This window comes from Lysobacter sp. (genome assembly GCF_035655815.1).
Lineage (GTDB): Bacteria > Pseudomonadota > Gammaproteobacteria > Xanthomonadales > Xanthomonadaceae > Lysobacter_J.
In genome coordinates this window covers 63,269-80,310 of the sequence record NZ_DASRTS010000013.1, presented here as the reverse complement: position 1 = coordinate 80,310, position 17,042 = coordinate 63,269, and the positions used below count along the sequence as shown (strand labels likewise).

Sequence of the window (17,042 nt, the reverse complement as noted above, 5' to 3'; positions counted from 1 at the left end):
GCGGCTCGCGCGGCGTCGCTCAAGCCTCGTCCGTGCCCGCTATGATCCCGGCTCCGCCACGGACGCGCCGCCTCGATGACCGAACTGCAGGACCTGACCGCGCTGATCCGCGCCAACACCCCGCTCATCGTCATCGAGACGCGCGACGAGGGGCGTGTGGTCGAGCTGTTCCGCCAGGCGCTGATGCACGTATGGCGCGCGCTGCACCGCTGGTCCATCACCGAGGGGCTGCGCCGCATCGACCTGGACAAGGAGGATCCGGCCGAGATCGCGCCGGACGCGTCCAACACGCTGCAGGCCATCCGCAACGCCGACCAGCGCGGCATCTACGTGCTGCTCGATTTCCACCCGTACCTGGGCTATGCCGGTACGCAACGGCAGTTGCGCGACATCGTGCAGCGCCGCGACTGCCAGCCGCACGTGCTGGTGCTGGTGGGCCACAAGGTCGAGCTGCCGCCTGAACTCGACTCGCTGGCCGTGCGTTACGCGCCGCGCCTGCCGGATGCCAACGCACTGCTCAAGCTGGTGCGCGAGGAAGCCGAGAACTACGCACGTGAGCACGGTGGCCGCCGCGTCGAGGTGGACGGCGAAGCGGTGCAGCAGATCGTGCGCAACCTGCGCGGGCTCGATCCCATCGACGCGCGCCGCATCGCGCGCCAGCTGATCTTCGCCGACGGTGCGCTGGGCCCGGACGACCTGCCGCAGTTGGCCAGGCTGAAGTTCGAACTGCTCAACCGCAGCGGCCACCTTCATTACGAATACGACAGCGCGCGCATGGACGACGTGGCCGGCGCGTCGCGCTTCAAGCGCTGGATTGAGCAGCGCCGTGGCGTGTTCGTCAGCGGCGACGCGCCACCGGGGCTGGATCCGCCGAAGGGCGTGCTGCTGCTGGGCGTGCAGGGCTGCGGCAAGTCGATGCTGGCCAAGGCCGTCGCGGCCGGGTTCGGCGTGCCGCTGGTGCGGCTGGACTTCGGCACGCTGTACGACAAGTTTCATGGCGAGACCGAGAAAAACCTGCGCGCCGCGCTGTCGTCGGCCGAGCAGCTGGAACCGTGCGTGCTGTGGATCGACGAGATCGAGAAGGGCCTGGCGGGCGACGGCGGCGACAGCGATGGCGGCGTGTCGCGGCGCGTGCTGGGCTACCTGCTGACGTGGATGGCCGAACGCCGCTCGCGCGTGTTCCTGGTCGCCACCGCCAACCAGATCGAAGCGCTGCCGCCGGAGCTGCTGCGCAAGGGCCGGTTCGACGAGATCTTCTTCGTCGACCTGCCCGGCCCCGCCGCACGCGAGCAGCTGTTCGCGCTGCATCTGCGCAAGCGCGGGCTGGATCCGGCGTCGTTCGACGTCGCCGGTCTGGTCGCGGCGAGCGAGGGATTCTCGGGCGCGGAGATCGAACAGGCCATCGTTGCCGCGTTGTATGCCGCGCATGCGGCGAAGGCACCGCTGGGCGACTTCACCCTGCGCGCCGAGCTGAAGCAGACGCGTCCGCTGTCGGTGCTGATGGCCGAGCAGGTGCAGGGCCTGCGCGAGTGGGCGCGGGGCCGCACGGTGCCGGCCGACTGAAGTCCGCATGACCTCCGGGCCGCGCGATCGGGCGTGGCCGGCGAGAGGATGGCGGCGATGCCCACGGACACGCCGCCATGCACCGCTTCCATCGCCTGACGGTCATCGCACTGGCTGCCGCACTGGCCTGCCCGTCGCCGTCGTTCGCGGCCGGGCCCGGCGTTCCTGCCGCTGCGAACGCGCAGGCACTTCCCACCGCGCAGGACGGCTACTTCCAGCGCATCGAGCGCGTCGCCGACGGCGTGTGGCTGATCGCGCAGCCGCAGCCGTTCCACATCCAGCCGATCGGCAACGTGGTGGTGGTCGAACAGGAGGACGGCCTGGTGCTCGTCGACGCCGGCGGCTCGCCCGGCGCGGGTCGGCGCATCGTCGAGCTGGTGCGCTCAGTCAGCGACAAGCCGGTGAAGGCGGTGGCGATCACGCACTGGCATGGCGACCACGCGCTCGGCCTGTCGGCCATCGCACAGGCGTGGCCGCAGGTGGAGGTGATCGCCACCGACACCACCGCCTCGCATCTGCGCGGACGCTCGATGAAGGCGTACCCGAAGGGCGTGCCGGATGCTACGCAGCAGGCCGCGTTCGACCAGCGGCTGGAAGGGCTCGACACCTTCCTGCGCGACACGCTCGCCAGGCCGGACCTGTCCGTCGCGGATCGTCGCGGGTTCGAGGCCTCGCAGCGCCTGCTCAACCAGTACCGCCTCGACACGCGTGATCTGTACCTGGTGCTGCCGACGCGCACGTTCGGCGAACGCCTGCTGCTGGACGATCCGCGGCGCCCGGTCGAACTGCGTCATCCCGGCCGCGCGAACACCGACGGCGACCTGGTCGCGTGGCTGCCGAAGCAGCGCGTGATCGCGACGGGCGATCTGCTGGTCGCGCCGATTCCGTTCGGCTTCAACGCGTATCCCGCGGACTGGCTGCGCTCGCTGCAGTCGGTGAAGGCGTTGCAGCCCGCGGTCTGGATTCCCGGGCACGGTCCGGCGATGCGCGACGATGGGTACGCCGATCGCGTGATCGCGCTGATCTCACACACGCGCGACGCGGTCGCGCCGCTGGCCGCGCGCAAGGTGGGCGTGGACCAGGCGAAGAAGGACATCGACCTGTCCGCCGACCGCAAACGCTTCGTCGGCGAGGACGCCTGGCTGACGCGCTGGTTCGACCGCTACTGGACGCAGCCCTTCACCGATGCGGCCTATCGCGAAGCGACGGGCCAGCCGATCGAGCAGGGCGAGGGCTGATGCGTGACGCGGTTGCTTCGGCTCAGCCGAGCAGCCAGCCGGTGATCGACAGGCGATCCTGGCGCGCCCACGGCGCGACCAGCGACACCGCGTGGCCCGCGGGCACGGCGAACAGCGACAGCGTGTTCCAGCGCGGCAGGAAGGTGTCGGTGACGCGGCCGTCGGCCGCGATGAACTGCAGCAGCCCGCCCCAGTCGGCGTGCCATTCGCGGGTGAGGTTGAGCACGTAGGCGTACAGCCGGCCTTCGCTGCTTTCCTCGTCCGTGTGGTAGCGAAGGAACTGGCCCGGCCGGTAGCGCGTCGCCTGTGCGTTGACGCGCCGGATGCGCGCATCGCCCGTCAACGCGCGCACGAAGGCGATGTACTCGGGCGAGTTGAGGAACTCCAGCACGCTGTGCAGCAGCAGGCCCGGATCGCGCTGCTGCTGGTACGCGGTGACCATCATGTAGCTGTCGTAGGCGAAGCGGAACTGCGCATCGGCGCCGGCCGAGGTCTCGGCCAGGAGGCGCGCGTACGTCGCCTCGTCCATGGCCGCGTATTCGGCGTGGTCGATCGTGCGCGCGCCCGCGCCGTCGCGCAGGGCGAGCGTCCACGGCACCTCGTTGCGCAGGCAGTGATGCAACCGGTCGGCGGCGGGCGGCTGCAGGTACTGCTCGACCTGCACCCGGCCTTCGCGCTGCAGGTGCGCGCGCCAGGTGTCGATGTCCAGCGCGTTGTTGATCATGTGCGCCTGTCCCGATCGCCTGCCACGCGCCGGTCAGTAGCCCGCGGCCTGGCCATCCTTGCGCGATTCGCTGGCGCCGATGTAGCCGCCGTTCGGATTGACCATGATGGCCTGGTAGCCGCCGTAGGGACCATCGGCGAAGCGCACCGAGTGGCCCTTGCGCATCAGCGCGCGCACGGTCTCGTACGGGAAGCCGCTTTCCAGGTCGAGTTCGCCGCCGTCGGCCATCGCAGTGGCCTGGCCGGCGGGATCGGTGCTGCCGTCGTGCTGGATGCGCGGCGCGTCGCCGGCTTCCTGCAGGTTCATGCCGAAATCGACCAGGTTCAGGATGATCTGCGCGTGGCCCTGCGGCTGCATCGCGCCGCCCATCACGCCGAAGCTCAGCCACGGCTTTCCGTCCTTCGTGGCGAAGGCGGGAATGATCGTGTGGAACGGGCGCTTGCCCGGCGCGAAGGAATTGGGGTGACCTTCCTTCAGCACGAACTGCTCGCCGCGATCCTGGAAGATGAAGCCCAGGCCCGGAGGCGCCATGCCGCTGCCCATGCCGCGGTAGTTGGACTGGATCAGCGAAACCATCATTCCGTCCGCATCGGCGACGGTCAGGTAGATGGTGTCGCCTTCGTTGAGCTGCGGAATGACGCCGGGCTCGACCGCATTGGCGGCCTTGTCCATCGAGATCAGTTTGCCGCGTTCGCGCGCATAGGGCTTGGAGATCAGTTTGGCAGTCGGGGTTTTGTAGAAATCCGGATCGGCGTACGAAGCCGCGCGATCGGCGAAGGCCAGCTTCTTGGCCTCGGTGAACAGATGCACGTGTTCCGGGCTGCCGAAGCCGTAGGATTTGAGGTCGTAGGGTTCGAGCAGGTTGAGGATCTGCAGCGCGGCGATGCCCTGCCCGTTCGGCGGCAACTCCCACACGTCGATGCCGCGATAGTTGGTGCTCACCGGCTCCACCCACTCGCCGGTGTGCGCGGCCATGTCCTCGTAGCTGAGGAAGCCGCCGTTGGCCTTGAAGTACGCGTCGATGGTGCGCGCGATGTCGCCCTTGTAGAACGCGTCGCGGCCCCCGTCGGCGATCTTCTGCAGGGTGCTGGCGAGGTTCGGGTTTTTCCACATCTCGCCGGTGCGCGGGGCGCGGCGCTTGCCGTCGGCACCGTCTACGGTGAACTGCTCGGCGAAGCCCGGCCACTTCGACAGCGTCGGCACGCTGCGGCCCCAGTAATAGGCGATGACCTCGTGCACCGGATGCCCTTCGCGCGCGTAGCGGATGGCCGGCGCCAGGTCGTCGGCGATGGGCTTGCGGCCGAAACGGCCGTGCAGCGCGAACCACGCATCGACCGTGCCCGGCACTGTCACCGGCAGCGGGCCGTGCGCCGGCACGTCCTTCAAGCCGCGGCGCTGGAACTCGGCCAGCGTGAGCGATTTCGGCGAGCGGCCCGAGCCGTTGTAGCCGTAGAGCTTCTTCGTCTTCGGATCCCACACGATGGCGAACAGGTCGCCGCCGATGCCGTTGCCCGTGGGTTCCATCAGGCCGAGGGCCGCGTTGGCGGCGATGGCCGCATCGACCGCGCTGCCGCCGGACTTCATCACGTCCAGCGCGATCTGCGTCGCCAGCGGATGCGAGGTGGCGGCGATGGCGTGCGGAGCGTAGACCTCGCTACGCGTGGCGAACGGCTTGCCGGTGATGCGGTCGGCGCACATGGCGGTGAGGGGCAGGCTGAGCAGGACGGCGGTGAACAGCAGACGCATGGTGGATGGCGGGCGCGTGAAAGAACCGCATCCTAGCGCGGCGGCCGGGCGCGGGTACGTGCGGACATGGGCATCGAATGGATGACCCTGCTTGCCGACTGGCGGGCAAGGCATCAGACGGCTCGGACGGCTGGCGCCGCGCGCAAATGAACAGTCCGGGGGTCACGCCTGCAGGCGGCCCGGATCAATGTGATTGAAGCAGGAGCGGCGGGCATCGCCCACCGCCTGCGATCGGGTCTAGCGCCGGCCGATTACGGCCAGGTCGGCGGGTTCTGCGCCCAGGCGGCCTGGACTTCGGCCAGGGTGGCGCGCTCGCTGTCGGTCCAGCCCGGCAGCAGGCGGGCGAAGTTGGCGCTGGTGTTCCACAGCTGCGGTTCGGTGCGAACGGCCGCCGCGTACCACTGCACGGCTTCGTCCTTGCGGTCCAGCGACCACAGCGCCAGCGCCATGGTCGGCGGCATCCAGGAGGCCGTGACGGCGCGCGATTCCATCAGCGTGCGCCACTGGGTGTACGCACCTTCGCTATCGCCTGCGCGGTACAGGTCCCAGCCGTAGTTCCACACCACCGAACGCCACAGCGCATCGCTGCGGTCGATGGCGGCCAGTGCGCGGCCGTAGAGTTGGCGGCCCAGTTCCGGACGCCCGGCTTCCATCGCCATGTGCGCCAGCTGCGCGGCTTCGCCCTTGGCGCGCGGATTGCGCTCCACGACCTTGGCGAGCTTGGCCATGGCCGCTTCGCCGGTTTCGCGCACGGCCTGCACCGGGCGCTGCGTGTTGGCGTCTTCGTCGAAATAGAACTCGGCCGGCTTCGGCATGGACTGCGCCGAAACGACACCGGTGACGGCGAGCAACGCCGTCGCAAGAAGGCTGCGCGTGAACATGTGTCTGGATCCCCCTGGTGCAACGCACCAATCCTAACCCGCAAATGCCCGCTGTCGCGGGGCGGGGTCGCATTCCGGACTATCGGCAGGCCCGGGCCAAACCGAAGGGCAGCACCGGCAAGATCCGCCCCGCTCCGGACCGCCTCCCCGCGGTCCGGAACGGCGCGGCGCCCCTCACGGGGCCCTGGGCAGCAGGGCCACTTCGTCGATGACCCACATCGGGTTGTAACCGCCCGAGGCGAAAACGAAGCACAGGTCGTGGTTGCCCGCCTGCGTCGGCAGCGGCGCGCTCAGCGTGGTCAGTCCGTCGGACTTGCGGGCCGGGGCCAGCGGCAGGGTCACCAGCGGCTCGCCTTCGCAGCTGCCCAGGCGCACTTCCAGCGCGCCGCCCTCGACCTTGGCCGGGCGGGTCACGACCAGCTTCGCGTCCTTGTGCAGCTGGAAGTTGTGCGGCAGCTGGCCCACCCGGACCTGCAGCGTGGCGATGCCGTCCAGTTGCGCGTCGTCGTAGATCCAGCACGGGTCGAACACGTCGGCCTTGAGCAGCTGGCGCTCGCCACCCGGTTGCGCCGGTGCGTCGTCCTCCATCCGCAGCAGCAGGTCGCCCTTGCACGCACGCAGCGCGTTGCTGTCGCGCGCACGCACGCTGTGCGTGTCGAGCGCGAAGGTGCGCGTGGCCGCCATCGCGCGGCCGTCGGCGAAGGCGGTGGCCTTCACGGTCGTCGGCAGCGGCAGGTCCAGCGGATGCGTGTACGCCGGCGATTGCGCCGTCGGTTCGCTGCCGTCGACGGTGTAGTGGATCGCGCCGAAGCCAGTCTGGTTCGACAACGCCAGCGAGGCCTTGCCGTCGGCCTTCGGCTGCGGTGTGAAGCGCACCGCGAAAGCGCTGTCCGCAGCATCGAAACCGGTCAGCCGGTAACGCGGCATCTGGAAGGCCAGGCGCTGCAGGAAGTCGTTCCAGTCCAGGCGGTCTTCCGGCGTCCAGGTCACTTCGGCCAGCGCCGCGCCGCGCGGGAACAGCGCGCGCTCCACGCGCTGCTGCGTGCGGTGGTGTTCGGTCCACAGGTTGCCCTGCGCGCCGAGCACGTGCTTCGCCTGCTCCGCATTGAGCTGCACCGGCACGACCTTGAACTCGTACACGCTCTTGAGCGAGATCACGTCCGCGCGGCCCGGCGTTTCGTCGGGCGCATCGCTCTGCACATGGTTGAGGTACAGCGCCGGCGACGGCGACAGCACCACGTCATGCCCGGCGCGCGCGGCTTCGATCGCGCCATCGGTGCCGCGCCAGGACATCACGGTCGCGTCGGCCGGCGGGCCGCCTTCCAGGATCTCGTCCCAGCCCAGCAGGCGCTTGCCGTGCTTCTCGAGGTAGTCGCCCAGCCGGCCCATGAACCAGCTCTGCAGCTGCATCTCGTCCTTCAGGCCCAGCTCGTTCTTCTTCGCCTGCACGGCCGGCGACTGTCCCCACTGGTCCTTCACCGCCTCGTCGCCGCCGAGGTGGAAGTAACGCCCCGGGAACAGCGGCATCACTTCATCCAGCACGTCCTCAAGAAACTTGAACGTGCCGTCGTCGACATTGAACAGCCAGCTGTGGATGCCCCAGTCGGGCGAAACCGGCGGCGCCTTGCCGGTGACGCCGAGCTGCGGGTAGGCGGCGATCGCGGCCTGCGCGTGGCCGGGCAGGTCGATCTCCGGCACCACGGTGATGTTGCGCTGCGCGGCGTACTTCACCACGTCGCGGATTTCGTCCTTCGTATAGAAGCCGCAGTACGGCTTCGGCTTGCCCTTCGCATCGCGCCCGGCCGCACCGGCCGGAATGCGGCAACCGCCAACCTGCGTGAGCCTGGGGTATTTGTCGATCTGGATGCGCCAGCCCTGATCGTCGGTGAGATGCCAGTGGAAGGTGTTGAGCTTGTGCAGCGCCATCTGATCCAGCACTTCCTTCACCTCGTCGGGCGTGCGGAAGTGGCGGGCGACGTCGAGCATCAGGCCACGCCAGGCGAAGCGCGGCGCGTCCTCGATGCGTTGCGCGGCGATGCCTGCTTCGCCCTGCGCGACATCGGCGGTGGCCAGCTGCCACAGCGTGATCGCGCCGTAGAACAGGCCGGCCGGTGCGCGGGCGCTGATCTTTGCGCCCTGCGGCGTGATGTCCAGCACGTAGGCCTCGTCGCCTGCGGGCTTGATGTTCGGATCGATCGCGAAAACTACGGCCGCACCATCGGCGGCCTCGCCGACCTGCGGCGTGAAACCGCGCGCCTTCTGCACGCGCGCGGCGAAATCGTTGGCGATGCGCAGCGCCTCGGCATGACCGGCTGGCACCGCGATGCGCGATTGCGGACCGAGCACGAAGCGCCCTTCGCGCGCCTCCACCTTCGCCGGCCGCGGGATCACCGGCGTGGTCGCCGCCTCGCTGGCGGCAGGTGCGGTCGCCTTCTCCGGCACGTCCGGCGCATTCGCCGCGGCGGCCGGAGCGGAGTCCCGCTGGCAGCCGGCCATCGTCACTGCAAGGACGCACGCCATGGCGCCCAGTACGAGTTGCCGTTTCGTCGTTCCCATCGTTCCCTCATCGTTTCGCCGCGCCATCGCGGCGCCGTAAGCAAGCGGGCCCGGCATGACCGGGCCCGCTGTGTCGCACTACGCCTTTACCGCACGGCGCATCAGTACTTGAAGCGGAAGTTCAGATAGTACTGGCGGCCGTTGTTGTAGAACGCCTGCGGATGACCGTCGGCCACGTAGTAGCTGAGCGTCGGGTCGTTGAGGTTGAGTGCGTCCAGGGTGATCGACATCCAGTCCGTCGCCTTCCAACCGAACGAGGCCGACAGCGTGCCGAAGTCGTCCTGGAAGTACTCGTTGGCGCGCAGCATGCCGTGGTAGAAGGACGAACGGTACGTGTACGCCACGCGGGCGTTGAAACGGTCGTTCTCGAAGAAGGCCGAGAGGTTCCACGTGTCCTTCGACGTGCCGACCAGGGCGTCGGTGGCGTCGCTGCCCGGCTCCACGTCCGCTTCGCCGTCGGCGTAGGTGTAGTTGGCCGAGATGCCGAAGTAGTCGCCGATCGGCTGTTCGTACGTCAGCTCTACGCCGCGCACCTTGCCGTCGCTGTTGATCGGCATGGTGATCTCGTAGTTCTCCACCTGGCCGTTCTGGTCGTTCACCAGGGCGCGGGTTTCCGTGCCGTAGCGGACGTAGTTGTCCAGGTCCATCGAGAACAGGCTGGCCGCCAGCAGGCCGCGCTCGGTGAAGTACCACTCCAGCGAGGCGTCGAAGTTCGTCGAGATGATCGGATCGAGGTCCGCATTGCCCGACGTGCCGGTGTGGGTCAGGTTGGACAGCGACACGGCGCCGGCGAGTGCCGAGTAGTCGGGAAGCGTCATCGTCTGCGACGCGGCCAGGCGCAGGATCAGATCGTCGGCGAAGTCGTAGCGGAAGTTGACGCTCGGCAGCACGCGATCGTGCTTGTTGTTCTGGCGCACGGTCAGGAAGTTGCCGAACAGGCTGCTCACGTCCGGCGTGATCGTCGCATCGTTGCCCAGGCCGCGGTAGAACTGGATGTCCTGGCTGATGTTGACGTAACGCAGGCCCGCGTTGCCACTCCACTTGTCGCCCGCGAAGTTCGCCTGCACGTAAGCCGCGGCGTTCTCCTCGTTGATGTTGAACTCGCTGCCGTAGTTGTGGCGCGCGCCGTCCTTGCGGACGGTGGAGTTGTTCTTGACCGCCTGCTCCAGCGCGCTCTGCGTGAAGTACCACACGCCCGGACCCGGGAACGAGCCGCCGAGGCCGGAGCCGAAATCGCCCGGGTAGGTGCCCGTGGGCGCACCGGCCAGCGCACCGGCGATGTCGCCCGGGTCGGAACCGAACGGACTGTTCACCTCACGCGTGTGGTCGGCATAACGCACGCCGAAGTCCAGCGACGACAGCGCGCCGCCGTTGCCGAACCAGGTCGCGTCGGCCGTCATCCACGACTCGCGGTCGATGACGTCGTAGTACTGGATGCCCCAGGTACCGAAGCCGTTGGTGGTCGGGCCAGACGGGTTGTTGAGGTACCAGTTGACAGTGTTGTCCGTTCCGCGCACTTCCCAGCCGCCACCGCTGGAGCCGGTCACGACTTCGGCGATGTTCTGCGTCGGCGTCTCGCCCTGGCCGCGCGTGTAGCCCACCTGGGTCTTGAGCGCGAAGCTTTCGTTGATGTTCCAGTCCGCATCGAAGGTGACGTAGCCGGTCTTCGCGGCCGATTCCGGACGCGAGATCATGTCGTAGATGCCGTTGGCGATCGGTGCACCCGTGGCGTCGACCGCACCGGTGTAGTCCGCCTTCACCAGCGTGCCGTTCTCGATCACGTAGCCGGGGTTGGGCGCCACGCGCGGCACGAAGTTGCCGGTCCACAGCATGTAGTTGCGGTTGTAGTTCTTCGCGTCCATGTCGGAATAGAACGCGCTCAGGCCCAGCGTCAGATCGTCGGTGGGCTTGGCCTGCAGTTCGATCAGGCCGCCCATGCGCTCGCGGGTCTGGGTGAAGTACGCAGAGCCCGGCAGGCTGGGGTACATGACGCCGATCAGGTCGGGGTTGGTCGCGGCGACCGGGTCGGTGGCCGAGATCGTCGAGAAGCCGCCCACGATCTCCTGGCCGTCACGACGCAGCTCGCGCTCCTGGTAGAACGCCTGCGCCATGAAGCCGAAGGTATTGGCGTCGTTCTTGTAGTTGAACAGGCCGCTGACCTGCGGCTTGGTGCTGCTGGGCAGATCGGAGTAGACCGCGCCGATAGAGCCTTCGGCCGAGATCTGGTTGGCGAAGTCCAGCGGCTTGCGGGTGATCACGTTCACCGAGCCGGCGGCACCGCCCTCGACGAACTTCGCCTGCGAGGTCTTGTTGACGATCGCCTGGCTGACGATCTCCGACGGCAGCAGCGAGTAGCTGACGCTGCGGCCGACGGTTTCGGTCTGGCTGAGGATGAACCAGTCGGCGCTGCCGATGGTGTGGCCGTTGACCAGGGTCTGCGTGAGGCTGGGGCTGGTGCCGCGCAGGCTGACGCGATCGTTCTCGTCGAAGCCGCCTTCATTGGCGCTGGAGGAGCTGATGCTCACGCCGGGCAGGCGCTGCAGGGTGTCGGCGACGTTGTGCGCGGGCAGCTTGCCCACGTCTTCGGCGGTCACCACTTCGATGTGTGACTGCGCATTGCGCTTGGTGTCCAGCGACTTTTCCTGCGCACCGCGGATGCCGGTCACGATGACGGCGTCCAGGTCGGTGGCGTCCTGCGATGCCGCCGCGGACTGCGCGACCGGTGCGGTTTCCTGCGCCATCGTCACGCCGGTGAAACCAAGCGCCGCGACGATACTGGCCGATAGCATGCTCTTGCGAAGTTTCATTGCTCTCCCTCCCACGGGTTGATGTGCGACTCCGCTCTGCCGTTTCTGCGTCGGCGTTACGGAGCCAGTTTCCTGAGCCATGCCCGCTCGCACGGGCGCAGTTCCGTTCTCGAATGCGTGGTGGCGCTCATGCGCCCTGCTCCTGCAGCGCGTGCTCCAGGTACCAGCTGGCGGCGCCGATCACGCCCAGCCGTTCGTTCTCGATCAGCCGCACCGGCACGCGTTCCAGCGCGGCGTGCATCACGCCCTTGTCCAGCAGGCGCGCATGGAACTGGCTGTGCGGCAGGAAATCCTTCAGGCGCGGCAGGATGCCGCCGGCGATGAACACCGCCTTGGCGCTGCTGACGATGACCAGATCGCCGATCACGCTGCCCAGCAGGGCGCAGAAGGTCAGCACCGCTTCGCGCGCGGACGCATCGCCGTGACGCGCGGCTTCGGTGATCGCGGCCGGCGCCCGCAACGACGGTTCCACTCCGTCGAGTGCGCAGATCGCGTCGTACAGGTTCACCAGGCCCGGGCCGGAGACGAAGCGTTCGGTCGGCACGTGCGAAAGGCCGCGCTCGCGCACCCACTCGAGGATGGCGATCTCGCGCGCGGTGCCCGGCGCGAACGCGGTGTGCCCGGCTTCGGTCGGCAGCACGACGGTGCCGCCGCGATGCGGAATGCGCACCGCCGCGCCCAGGCCCGTACCCGGACCGACCACCAGCACCGGTCCGCGGCCGGCCGCGCTGACGCCCGGCGTCAGCAGCAGCGAGTCTGCGGGGTCCATGCACTGCGCGGCATGCGCGGCGGCCTGGAAATCGTTGATGTAGTGCAGCTCGCTCAGGCGCAGTTCGCTGCGCAGTCCCGACAACGAGATGCGCCAGGGCAGGTTGGCGTTGATGACCACGTCGTCCAGCACGACGCCCGCGCTGGCGATGGCCACGCGGTCGATGCCGGCGCAGGCGGCATTGCCGGCGATGAAGTCCGACAGGATGGCGGCGAGGCTGGGGTAGTCGGCGCAGACGTACTTGCGGTGGGCCAGCACGACCACGGCCGATTCGCCGGCACCGCCGGCACGCACCAAGCCAACCCGCGTATGGGTGCCGCCGACGTCGGCCGCGATGAAGCACGGCTCGGGCTGCAGCAGCGGGGGCACCGCGCTCACCCGCGGTCGCCGCGCATGGGCTGCGCGCTCGCGAACGGGCATGACGGACCTGGTGCCAGCTTCGTTTCCCACCGCATGTTTCCTCCGCTTCCGCCGGCTCCCCACCGACGCGGCCGAGATTGGCGCGCCGCTGACAACGTTGTCAACCGGAAGTTACAAAATTGTCAGAAACACCGGTGTCACGGCCGACGAACGGGAAGAATTGCTGCGGCGCAGCAGCATGAAAACGCATACATGGCGGGCCTGGCGGGCTTTCCGGCCGCCTGGTGGCGCCTTGCGCGATCTTGTGACAACGTTGCGCCAACCGATGTCGTGCAGGTCAAGGCCGACGTCCTAATGCATTCCTTGGGAGGGGAATCGACGCATGTCCACGACCACTGCGGGCCCGCGCAGCCACTACGGCTCCATCGCCATCATCGGCGCGCTGTTCTTCATCTTCGGCTTCGTCACCTGGCTCAACGGCCCGCTGATCGCGTTCGCGCAGCTGGCCTTCAACGTCAGCGAGAGCCTGGCGTTCCTGATTCCCAGCGCGTTCTACATCTCGTACTTCTTCCTCGCCCTGCCCTCCTCCGCGATCCTCAAGAAGACCGGCATGAAGAAGGGCATGGCACTGGGCCTGTTCCTGATGGCGGTCGGCGCGGTGGTGTTCGGCCAGTACACGACCGCACGCGTGTACGGCGGCGCGGTGGCGGGCATCTTCGTGATCGGCGCGGGCCTGGCGATCCTGCAGACGGCGTCCAATCCCTACATCAGCATCCTGGGCCCCATCGAAGGCGCGGCGCAGCGCATCGCCGTGATGGGCATCTGCAACAAGCTGGCCGGCTGGGCGGCGCCGTTCGTGATCGGCACGCTGGTGATGCACGGCATGGGCGACGTCGCCACGCGTGTGGCCGGCGCGGACCCGGCGACGAAGGAGCAGGTGCTCAACGAGTTCGCCGCGCGCATCCACGACCCGTACATGTTCATGGCCGGCCTGCTGGCGCTGCTGGCGGTGGGCATCGTGTTCTCGCCGCTGCCGGAAATCCGCGCCGAGGAGGTCAATGTCGAGCGCGGTTCGCAGGCGAAGAAGAGCCTGTTCCAGTTCCCGCACGTCTGGCTGGGCGCGCTGTGCATCTTCGTGTACGTGGGCGTCGAAGTGATGGCGGGCGATGCCATCGGCACCTACGGGCAGGGCTTCGGGCTGCCGCTGGACGAGACCAAGGTGTTCACCGGCTACACGCTGTTCGCGATGCTGCTGGGCTACGTCATGGGCCTGGTGCTGATCCCGCGCTTCATCTCGCAGGAGCGCTACCTGAGCCTGTCGGCGGTGCTCGGCATCGCACTTGCGGTGGGCGCGTTCCTCACCAAGGGTTATGTTTCGGTGTATTTCATCGCCGCGCTGGGCTTTGCCAACGCAATGATGTGGCCGGCGATCTTCCCGCTGGCGATCCAGGGCCTGGGCGCGCTGACCGAGAAGGGCTCGGCGCTGCTGATCATGGGCATCGCCGGCGGCGCGGTGATCCCGCAGCTGTTCGTGCACCTGAAGCAGACCTACGACTTCCAGCTGGTGTTCCTGGTGCTGGTGGTGCCCTGCTACCTGTACATCCTGTACTTCGCGTTGCGCGGCCACCGCGCGGGCCAGCGGCACGACGTGCTCGACGGCGCCGCTGCGTCGCAGCACGGCTGATCGTGCCGCTGCACGCCGCACGCATGCCATTCCCATCGACGCGCCATTCCCATCGATGATCGCGATGGTTAGGCTAATCGGCATTTCGCCGCGGCAAGCCGCGGCCTGATCGACGCAGCATGTCGAAACCACGCGAGGCATCGGTGCGCAGAACCACCATCAAGGACGTCGCCGAGCGCGCGCAGGTGTCGCTCAAGACCGTCTCGCGCGTCATCAACGACGAGCCCGGCGTGCAGGCGCGCACGCGCGAACGCGTGCAGCAGGCCATCGCCGCGATGGGCTACCAGCCCGATCCGTCGGCGCGCAGCCTGCGCAGCGCGCAGCCGTACGCGCTGGGCCTGGTCTACGACAACCCCAATCCGTACTACGTCATCGCGGTGCAGGCGGGCGTGCTGTCGGTATGCCGCGAGACCGGCTACGGCCTGCAGATCCATCCGTGCGATTCGTCCTCGCCCAACCTCGCAAGCGAGCTCATCGAGCTGGTGCAGCACTCGCGTCTGGCCGGGCTGGTGCTGGCGCCGCCGATGTCCGAGCGCAACGAGCTGGTCGACGAACTGGTCGCGCACGGCGTGCGCCTGGTGCGCATCGTGTCGGCCGCGGCCGATCCGCAGGACGGCAGCGCCTGCGTGTACGTGGACGATCGCGACGCCGCGTACGACATCACCGAGCACCTGATCCAGCTGGGCCACAGCCGCATCGGCTTCCTCTGGGGCGGCAAGTCGCACGGTTCGTCGTGGGAGCGCTACAAGGGCTACGAGGACGCGCTGCGCGAATACGGCATCGCGATGGATCCGGAACTGGTGGTCGAAGGCGACTATTCCTTCGACGACGGTTTCCGCGGCGCGCGCCGCCTGCTGGCGCTGCCGGACCGGCCGACCGCCATCTTCGGCAGCAACGACGAGATCGCCGCCGGCGTGCTGGCCGCGGCCAAGTCCAGCGGCATGAACGTGCCCTACGACCTGTCCATCGCCGGCTTCGAGGACAGCCCGTTCTCCAAGCAGAGCTGGCCTGCGCTGACCACCGCCAAGCAGGCCACGCAGGAGATCGCGCGCCATGCCGCGCGCCGGCTGCTGCAGGAGATCCGCGAGCAGTCGCCGGAGCGGACCGTCGCCAACGAAGGCTTCAGTCCGGAACTCGTGGTGCGTGGCTCGACCGCGCCGCCGCGTCCCAAAACCTGAGCCACGCGACCCTCACGGCCGCGAAACGCATCGCCTGCTTTGCTCCGCTGATCGCAGCGGACCGGGTACGGCCATGAACGCCACCGCGGAGATCGCGTCTCCCGTGCAGAACGATCCGGCGCTGGCGCGCCTGATCGAACAGGACCGCCGGCTGGTCGCACTGGGCCGCAAGGTGTGCGTGCTCAAGGCCATCGGCTGGCCGTCCTCGCTGGAAGACCACTTCCTCGCACAATGGCGCGCCGGCCGTCCGGAGCTGCCGCAGCCGGCCACGCCGCCGGTGTACCTGGACGACACCATAGCCGGCCTGCGCGAGCTGATGGCGCAGATCGACCGCCGGCATCCCATAGGCCGCTGGCTGTACAAGACCGCCTGGAGCTACGCCGTCGCGGCGCAGATGCTCGGCGCCATCGGCACGCCGGAGTTCACCCGCTGCTCGGCGCTGCTGTACGGCCGGCCGGACTACCGCTACCGCAGCCAGGACATCACCAACGTCGACAGCGCGCGCGAGGTGCTGACGATCACCGACGAGCTGATCGACAGCCGGCTGTTGCCGGAGGTTCCGTCGGACATTCCCGCGGAGGAATTCGCCCGGCGCCTGCGCGAGCGCATCGGCGTGTTCTTCCACCACGACACCGTGCAGGTGGTGCTGGACCCGGAACTCTCGTCGAAGGCCACCGCGGGCAGCCGCCGCATTTCGCTGCGCGCCACCGCGATGTTCTCCGAACGCGACCTGGAGCAACTGGTCGAACACGAGGCGTTCATCCACACCGCGACGCTGCTCAACGGCATGCACCAGCCGCACCTGCATGCGCTGGGAATCGGCGCGCCGCGCACGACGCGCGTGCAGGAAGGACTGGCGACGTTCTCGGAAATCGTCACCGGCGCACTCGACATCGCCCGCTTGCGCCGCATCGCGCTGCGCGTGGTGATGGTGAAGCACGCGCTGGACGGCGCCGACTTCATCGAGGTCTTCAACGGCTTCCTCGATGCCGGCCAGAGCGAGGTCGAAAGCTACCGCAGCGCGTCGCGCATCTTCCGCGGCGGCAACGTGCGCGGACGCGTGTGCTTCACCAAGGATGGCGCCTACCTGGAAGGCGTGATGCTGGTGCACGTGTTCGTGCGCAAGGCGCTGCAGGAAGGCCGCGCCGACCTGCTGCCGATGCTGTTCGCGGGCCGGCTGACCACCGCCGACGTGATCGAGCTGGCGCCGTTCCGCGACAGTGGGCTCATCGCGCCGCCGCTGTACGTACCGCCCTGGGCACGCGATCCGCAGCGCGTGCTGGCCACGATGGCCTTCTCCACCGCCGCGCAACGCCTGCGCCTGGACCGCCTGGACCTGCAGCGCTTCGTGGAGTTCGAGGACGAACTGATCGAGGAATCGGGACTGGGGTGACGCGAAGTCCAACGATCAACGCGGCCCGGGTATCCCGGTAGCCCATGTCAGCGCAGCGCACGTGGGTGCGATCGCCCATGTCCCGGGTGCGCTGCGCTTACCCGGGCTACGGCTGGCAGGTACCGGTTGGTCATTCCCGCGAA

General features: G+C 68.5%; 11 protein-coding genes. 5 read left to right on the top strand and 6 right to left on the bottom strand.

Annotated features, from left to right (window positions below):
• Positions 1–75: 75 nt before the first annotated feature.
• Both VFE83_RS02610 and VFE83_RS02605 read left to right on the top strand, forming a co-directional pair.
• Positions 76–1,563 (top strand): AAA family ATPase, encoded by a 1,488-nt coding sequence (locus VFE83_RS02610; protein WP_324903313.1) that lies wholly within the window; start codon positions 76–78, stop codon positions 1,561–1,563.
• Between the two features lie 77 nt (positions 1,564–1,640).
• The gene (locus VFE83_RS02605) at positions 1,641–2,801 is read left to right on the top strand and encodes an MBL fold metallo-hydrolase (protein ID WP_324903312.1); all 1,161 of its coding nucleotides are present in this window, start codon (positions 1,641–1,643) and stop codon (positions 2,799–2,801) included.
• 22 nt (positions 2,802–2,823) lie between these two features.
• On the opposite strand, the gene VFE83_RS02600 is transcribed toward VFE83_RS02605, so the two are convergent.
• The 6 genes from VFE83_RS02600 to VFE83_RS02575 form a co-directional block, all read right to left on the bottom strand.
• Positions 2,824–3,525, bottom strand: coding sequence for a 2OG-Fe(II) oxygenase family protein (locus tag VFE83_RS02600; RefSeq protein ID WP_324903311.1), 702 nt, complete (start codon positions 3,523–3,525; stop codon positions 2,824–2,826).
• 33 nt (positions 3,526–3,558) lie between these two features.
• Positions 3,559–5,271 (bottom strand): gamma-glutamyltransferase, encoded by a 1,713-nt coding sequence (ggt, locus tag VFE83_RS02595; RefSeq protein ID WP_324903310.1) that lies wholly within the window; start codon positions 5,269–5,271, stop codon positions 3,559–3,561.
• Between the two features lie 251 nt (positions 5,272–5,522).
• Entirely contained in the window at positions 5,523–6,152 is a 630-nt protein-coding gene (locus VFE83_RS02590) for a tetratricopeptide repeat protein (protein WP_324903309.1), read from the bottom strand.
• Positions 6,153–6,326: 174 nt separating this feature from the next.
• Positions 6,327–8,708 carry a family 20 glycosylhydrolase gene (locus VFE83_RS02585; protein ID WP_324903308.1) on the bottom strand — a complete coding sequence of 794 codons (2,382 nt, stop codon included), beginning with the start codon at positions 8,706–8,708 and terminating at the stop codon, positions 6,327–6,329.
• A 101-nt stretch (positions 8,709–8,809) separates the two neighbouring features.
• Positions 8,810–11,515, bottom strand: a complete 2,706-nt coding sequence (locus VFE83_RS02580; protein ID WP_324903307.1) for a TonB-dependent receptor — start codon at positions 11,513–11,515, stop codon at positions 8,810–8,812.
• A gap of 127 nt (positions 11,516–11,642) precedes the next feature.
• Positions 11,643–12,662, bottom strand: a complete 1,020-nt coding sequence (locus VFE83_RS02575) for a glucokinase (protein WP_414674674.1) — start codon at positions 12,660–12,662, stop codon at positions 11,643–11,645.
• 364 nt (positions 12,663–13,026) lie between these two features.
• On the opposite strand from VFE83_RS02575, the gene VFE83_RS02570 reads away from it, so the two are divergent.
• The 3 genes from VFE83_RS02570 to VFE83_RS02560 all read left to right on the top strand — a co-directional run bounded on the left by VFE83_RS02570 (position 13,027) and on the right by VFE83_RS02560 (position 16,899).
• Positions 13,027–14,328 (top strand): sugar MFS transporter, encoded by a 1,302-nt coding sequence (locus VFE83_RS02570; RefSeq protein WP_324903306.1) that lies wholly within the window; start codon positions 13,027–13,029, stop codon positions 14,326–14,328.
• Positions 14,329–14,471: 143 nt separating this feature from the next.
• Complete coding sequence (locus VFE83_RS02565) at positions 14,472–15,506, top strand: LacI family DNA-binding transcriptional regulator (RefSeq protein ID WP_324903360.1); 1,035 nt, start codon at positions 14,472–14,474, stop codon at positions 15,504–15,506.
• Positions 15,507–15,579: 73 nt separating this feature from the next.
• Positions 15,580–16,899 (top strand): flavohemoglobin expression-modulating QEGLA motif protein, encoded by a 1,320-nt coding sequence (locus tag VFE83_RS02560; protein WP_324903305.1) that lies wholly within the window; start codon positions 15,580–15,582, stop codon positions 16,897–16,899.
• Positions 16,900–17,042: the final 143 nt, after the last annotated feature.

Bases quoted from the DNA above. Each gene is read 5' to 3' on its own strand.
- VFE83_RS02585 (WP_324903308.1), bottom strand. From the start codon at position 8,708: ATGGGAACGACGAAACGGCAACTCGTACTGGGCGCCATGGCGTGCGTC.
- VFE83_RS02560 (WP_324903305.1), top strand. From the start codon at position 15,580: ATGAACGCCACCGCGGAGATCGCGTCTCCCGTGCAGAACGATCCGGCG.
- VFE83_RS02600 (WP_324903311.1), bottom strand. From the start codon at position 3,525: ATGATCAACAACGCGCTGGACATCGACACCTGGCGCGCGCACCTGCAG.
- VFE83_RS02570 (WP_324903306.1), top strand. From the start codon at position 13,027: ATGTCCACGACCACTGCGGGCCCGCGCAGCCACTACGGCTCCATCGCC.
- VFE83_RS02610 (WP_324903313.1), top strand. From the start codon at position 76: ATGACCGAACTGCAGGACCTGACCGCGCTGATCCGCGCCAACACCCCG.
- VFE83_RS02605 (WP_324903312.1), top strand. From the start codon at position 1,641: ATGCACCGCTTCCATCGCCTGACGGTCATCGCACTGGCTGCCGCACTG.
- VFE83_RS02580 (WP_324903307.1), bottom strand. From the start codon at position 11,515: ATGAAACTTCGCAAGAGCATGCTATCGGCCAGTATCGTCGCGGCGCTT.
- ggt (WP_324903310.1), bottom strand. From the start codon at position 5,271: ATGCGTCTGCTGTTCACCGCCGTCCTGCTCAGCCTGCCCCTCACCGCC.
- VFE83_RS02590 (WP_324903309.1), bottom strand. From the start codon at position 6,152: ATGTTCACGCGCAGCCTTCTTGCGACGGCGTTGCTCGCCGTCACCGGT.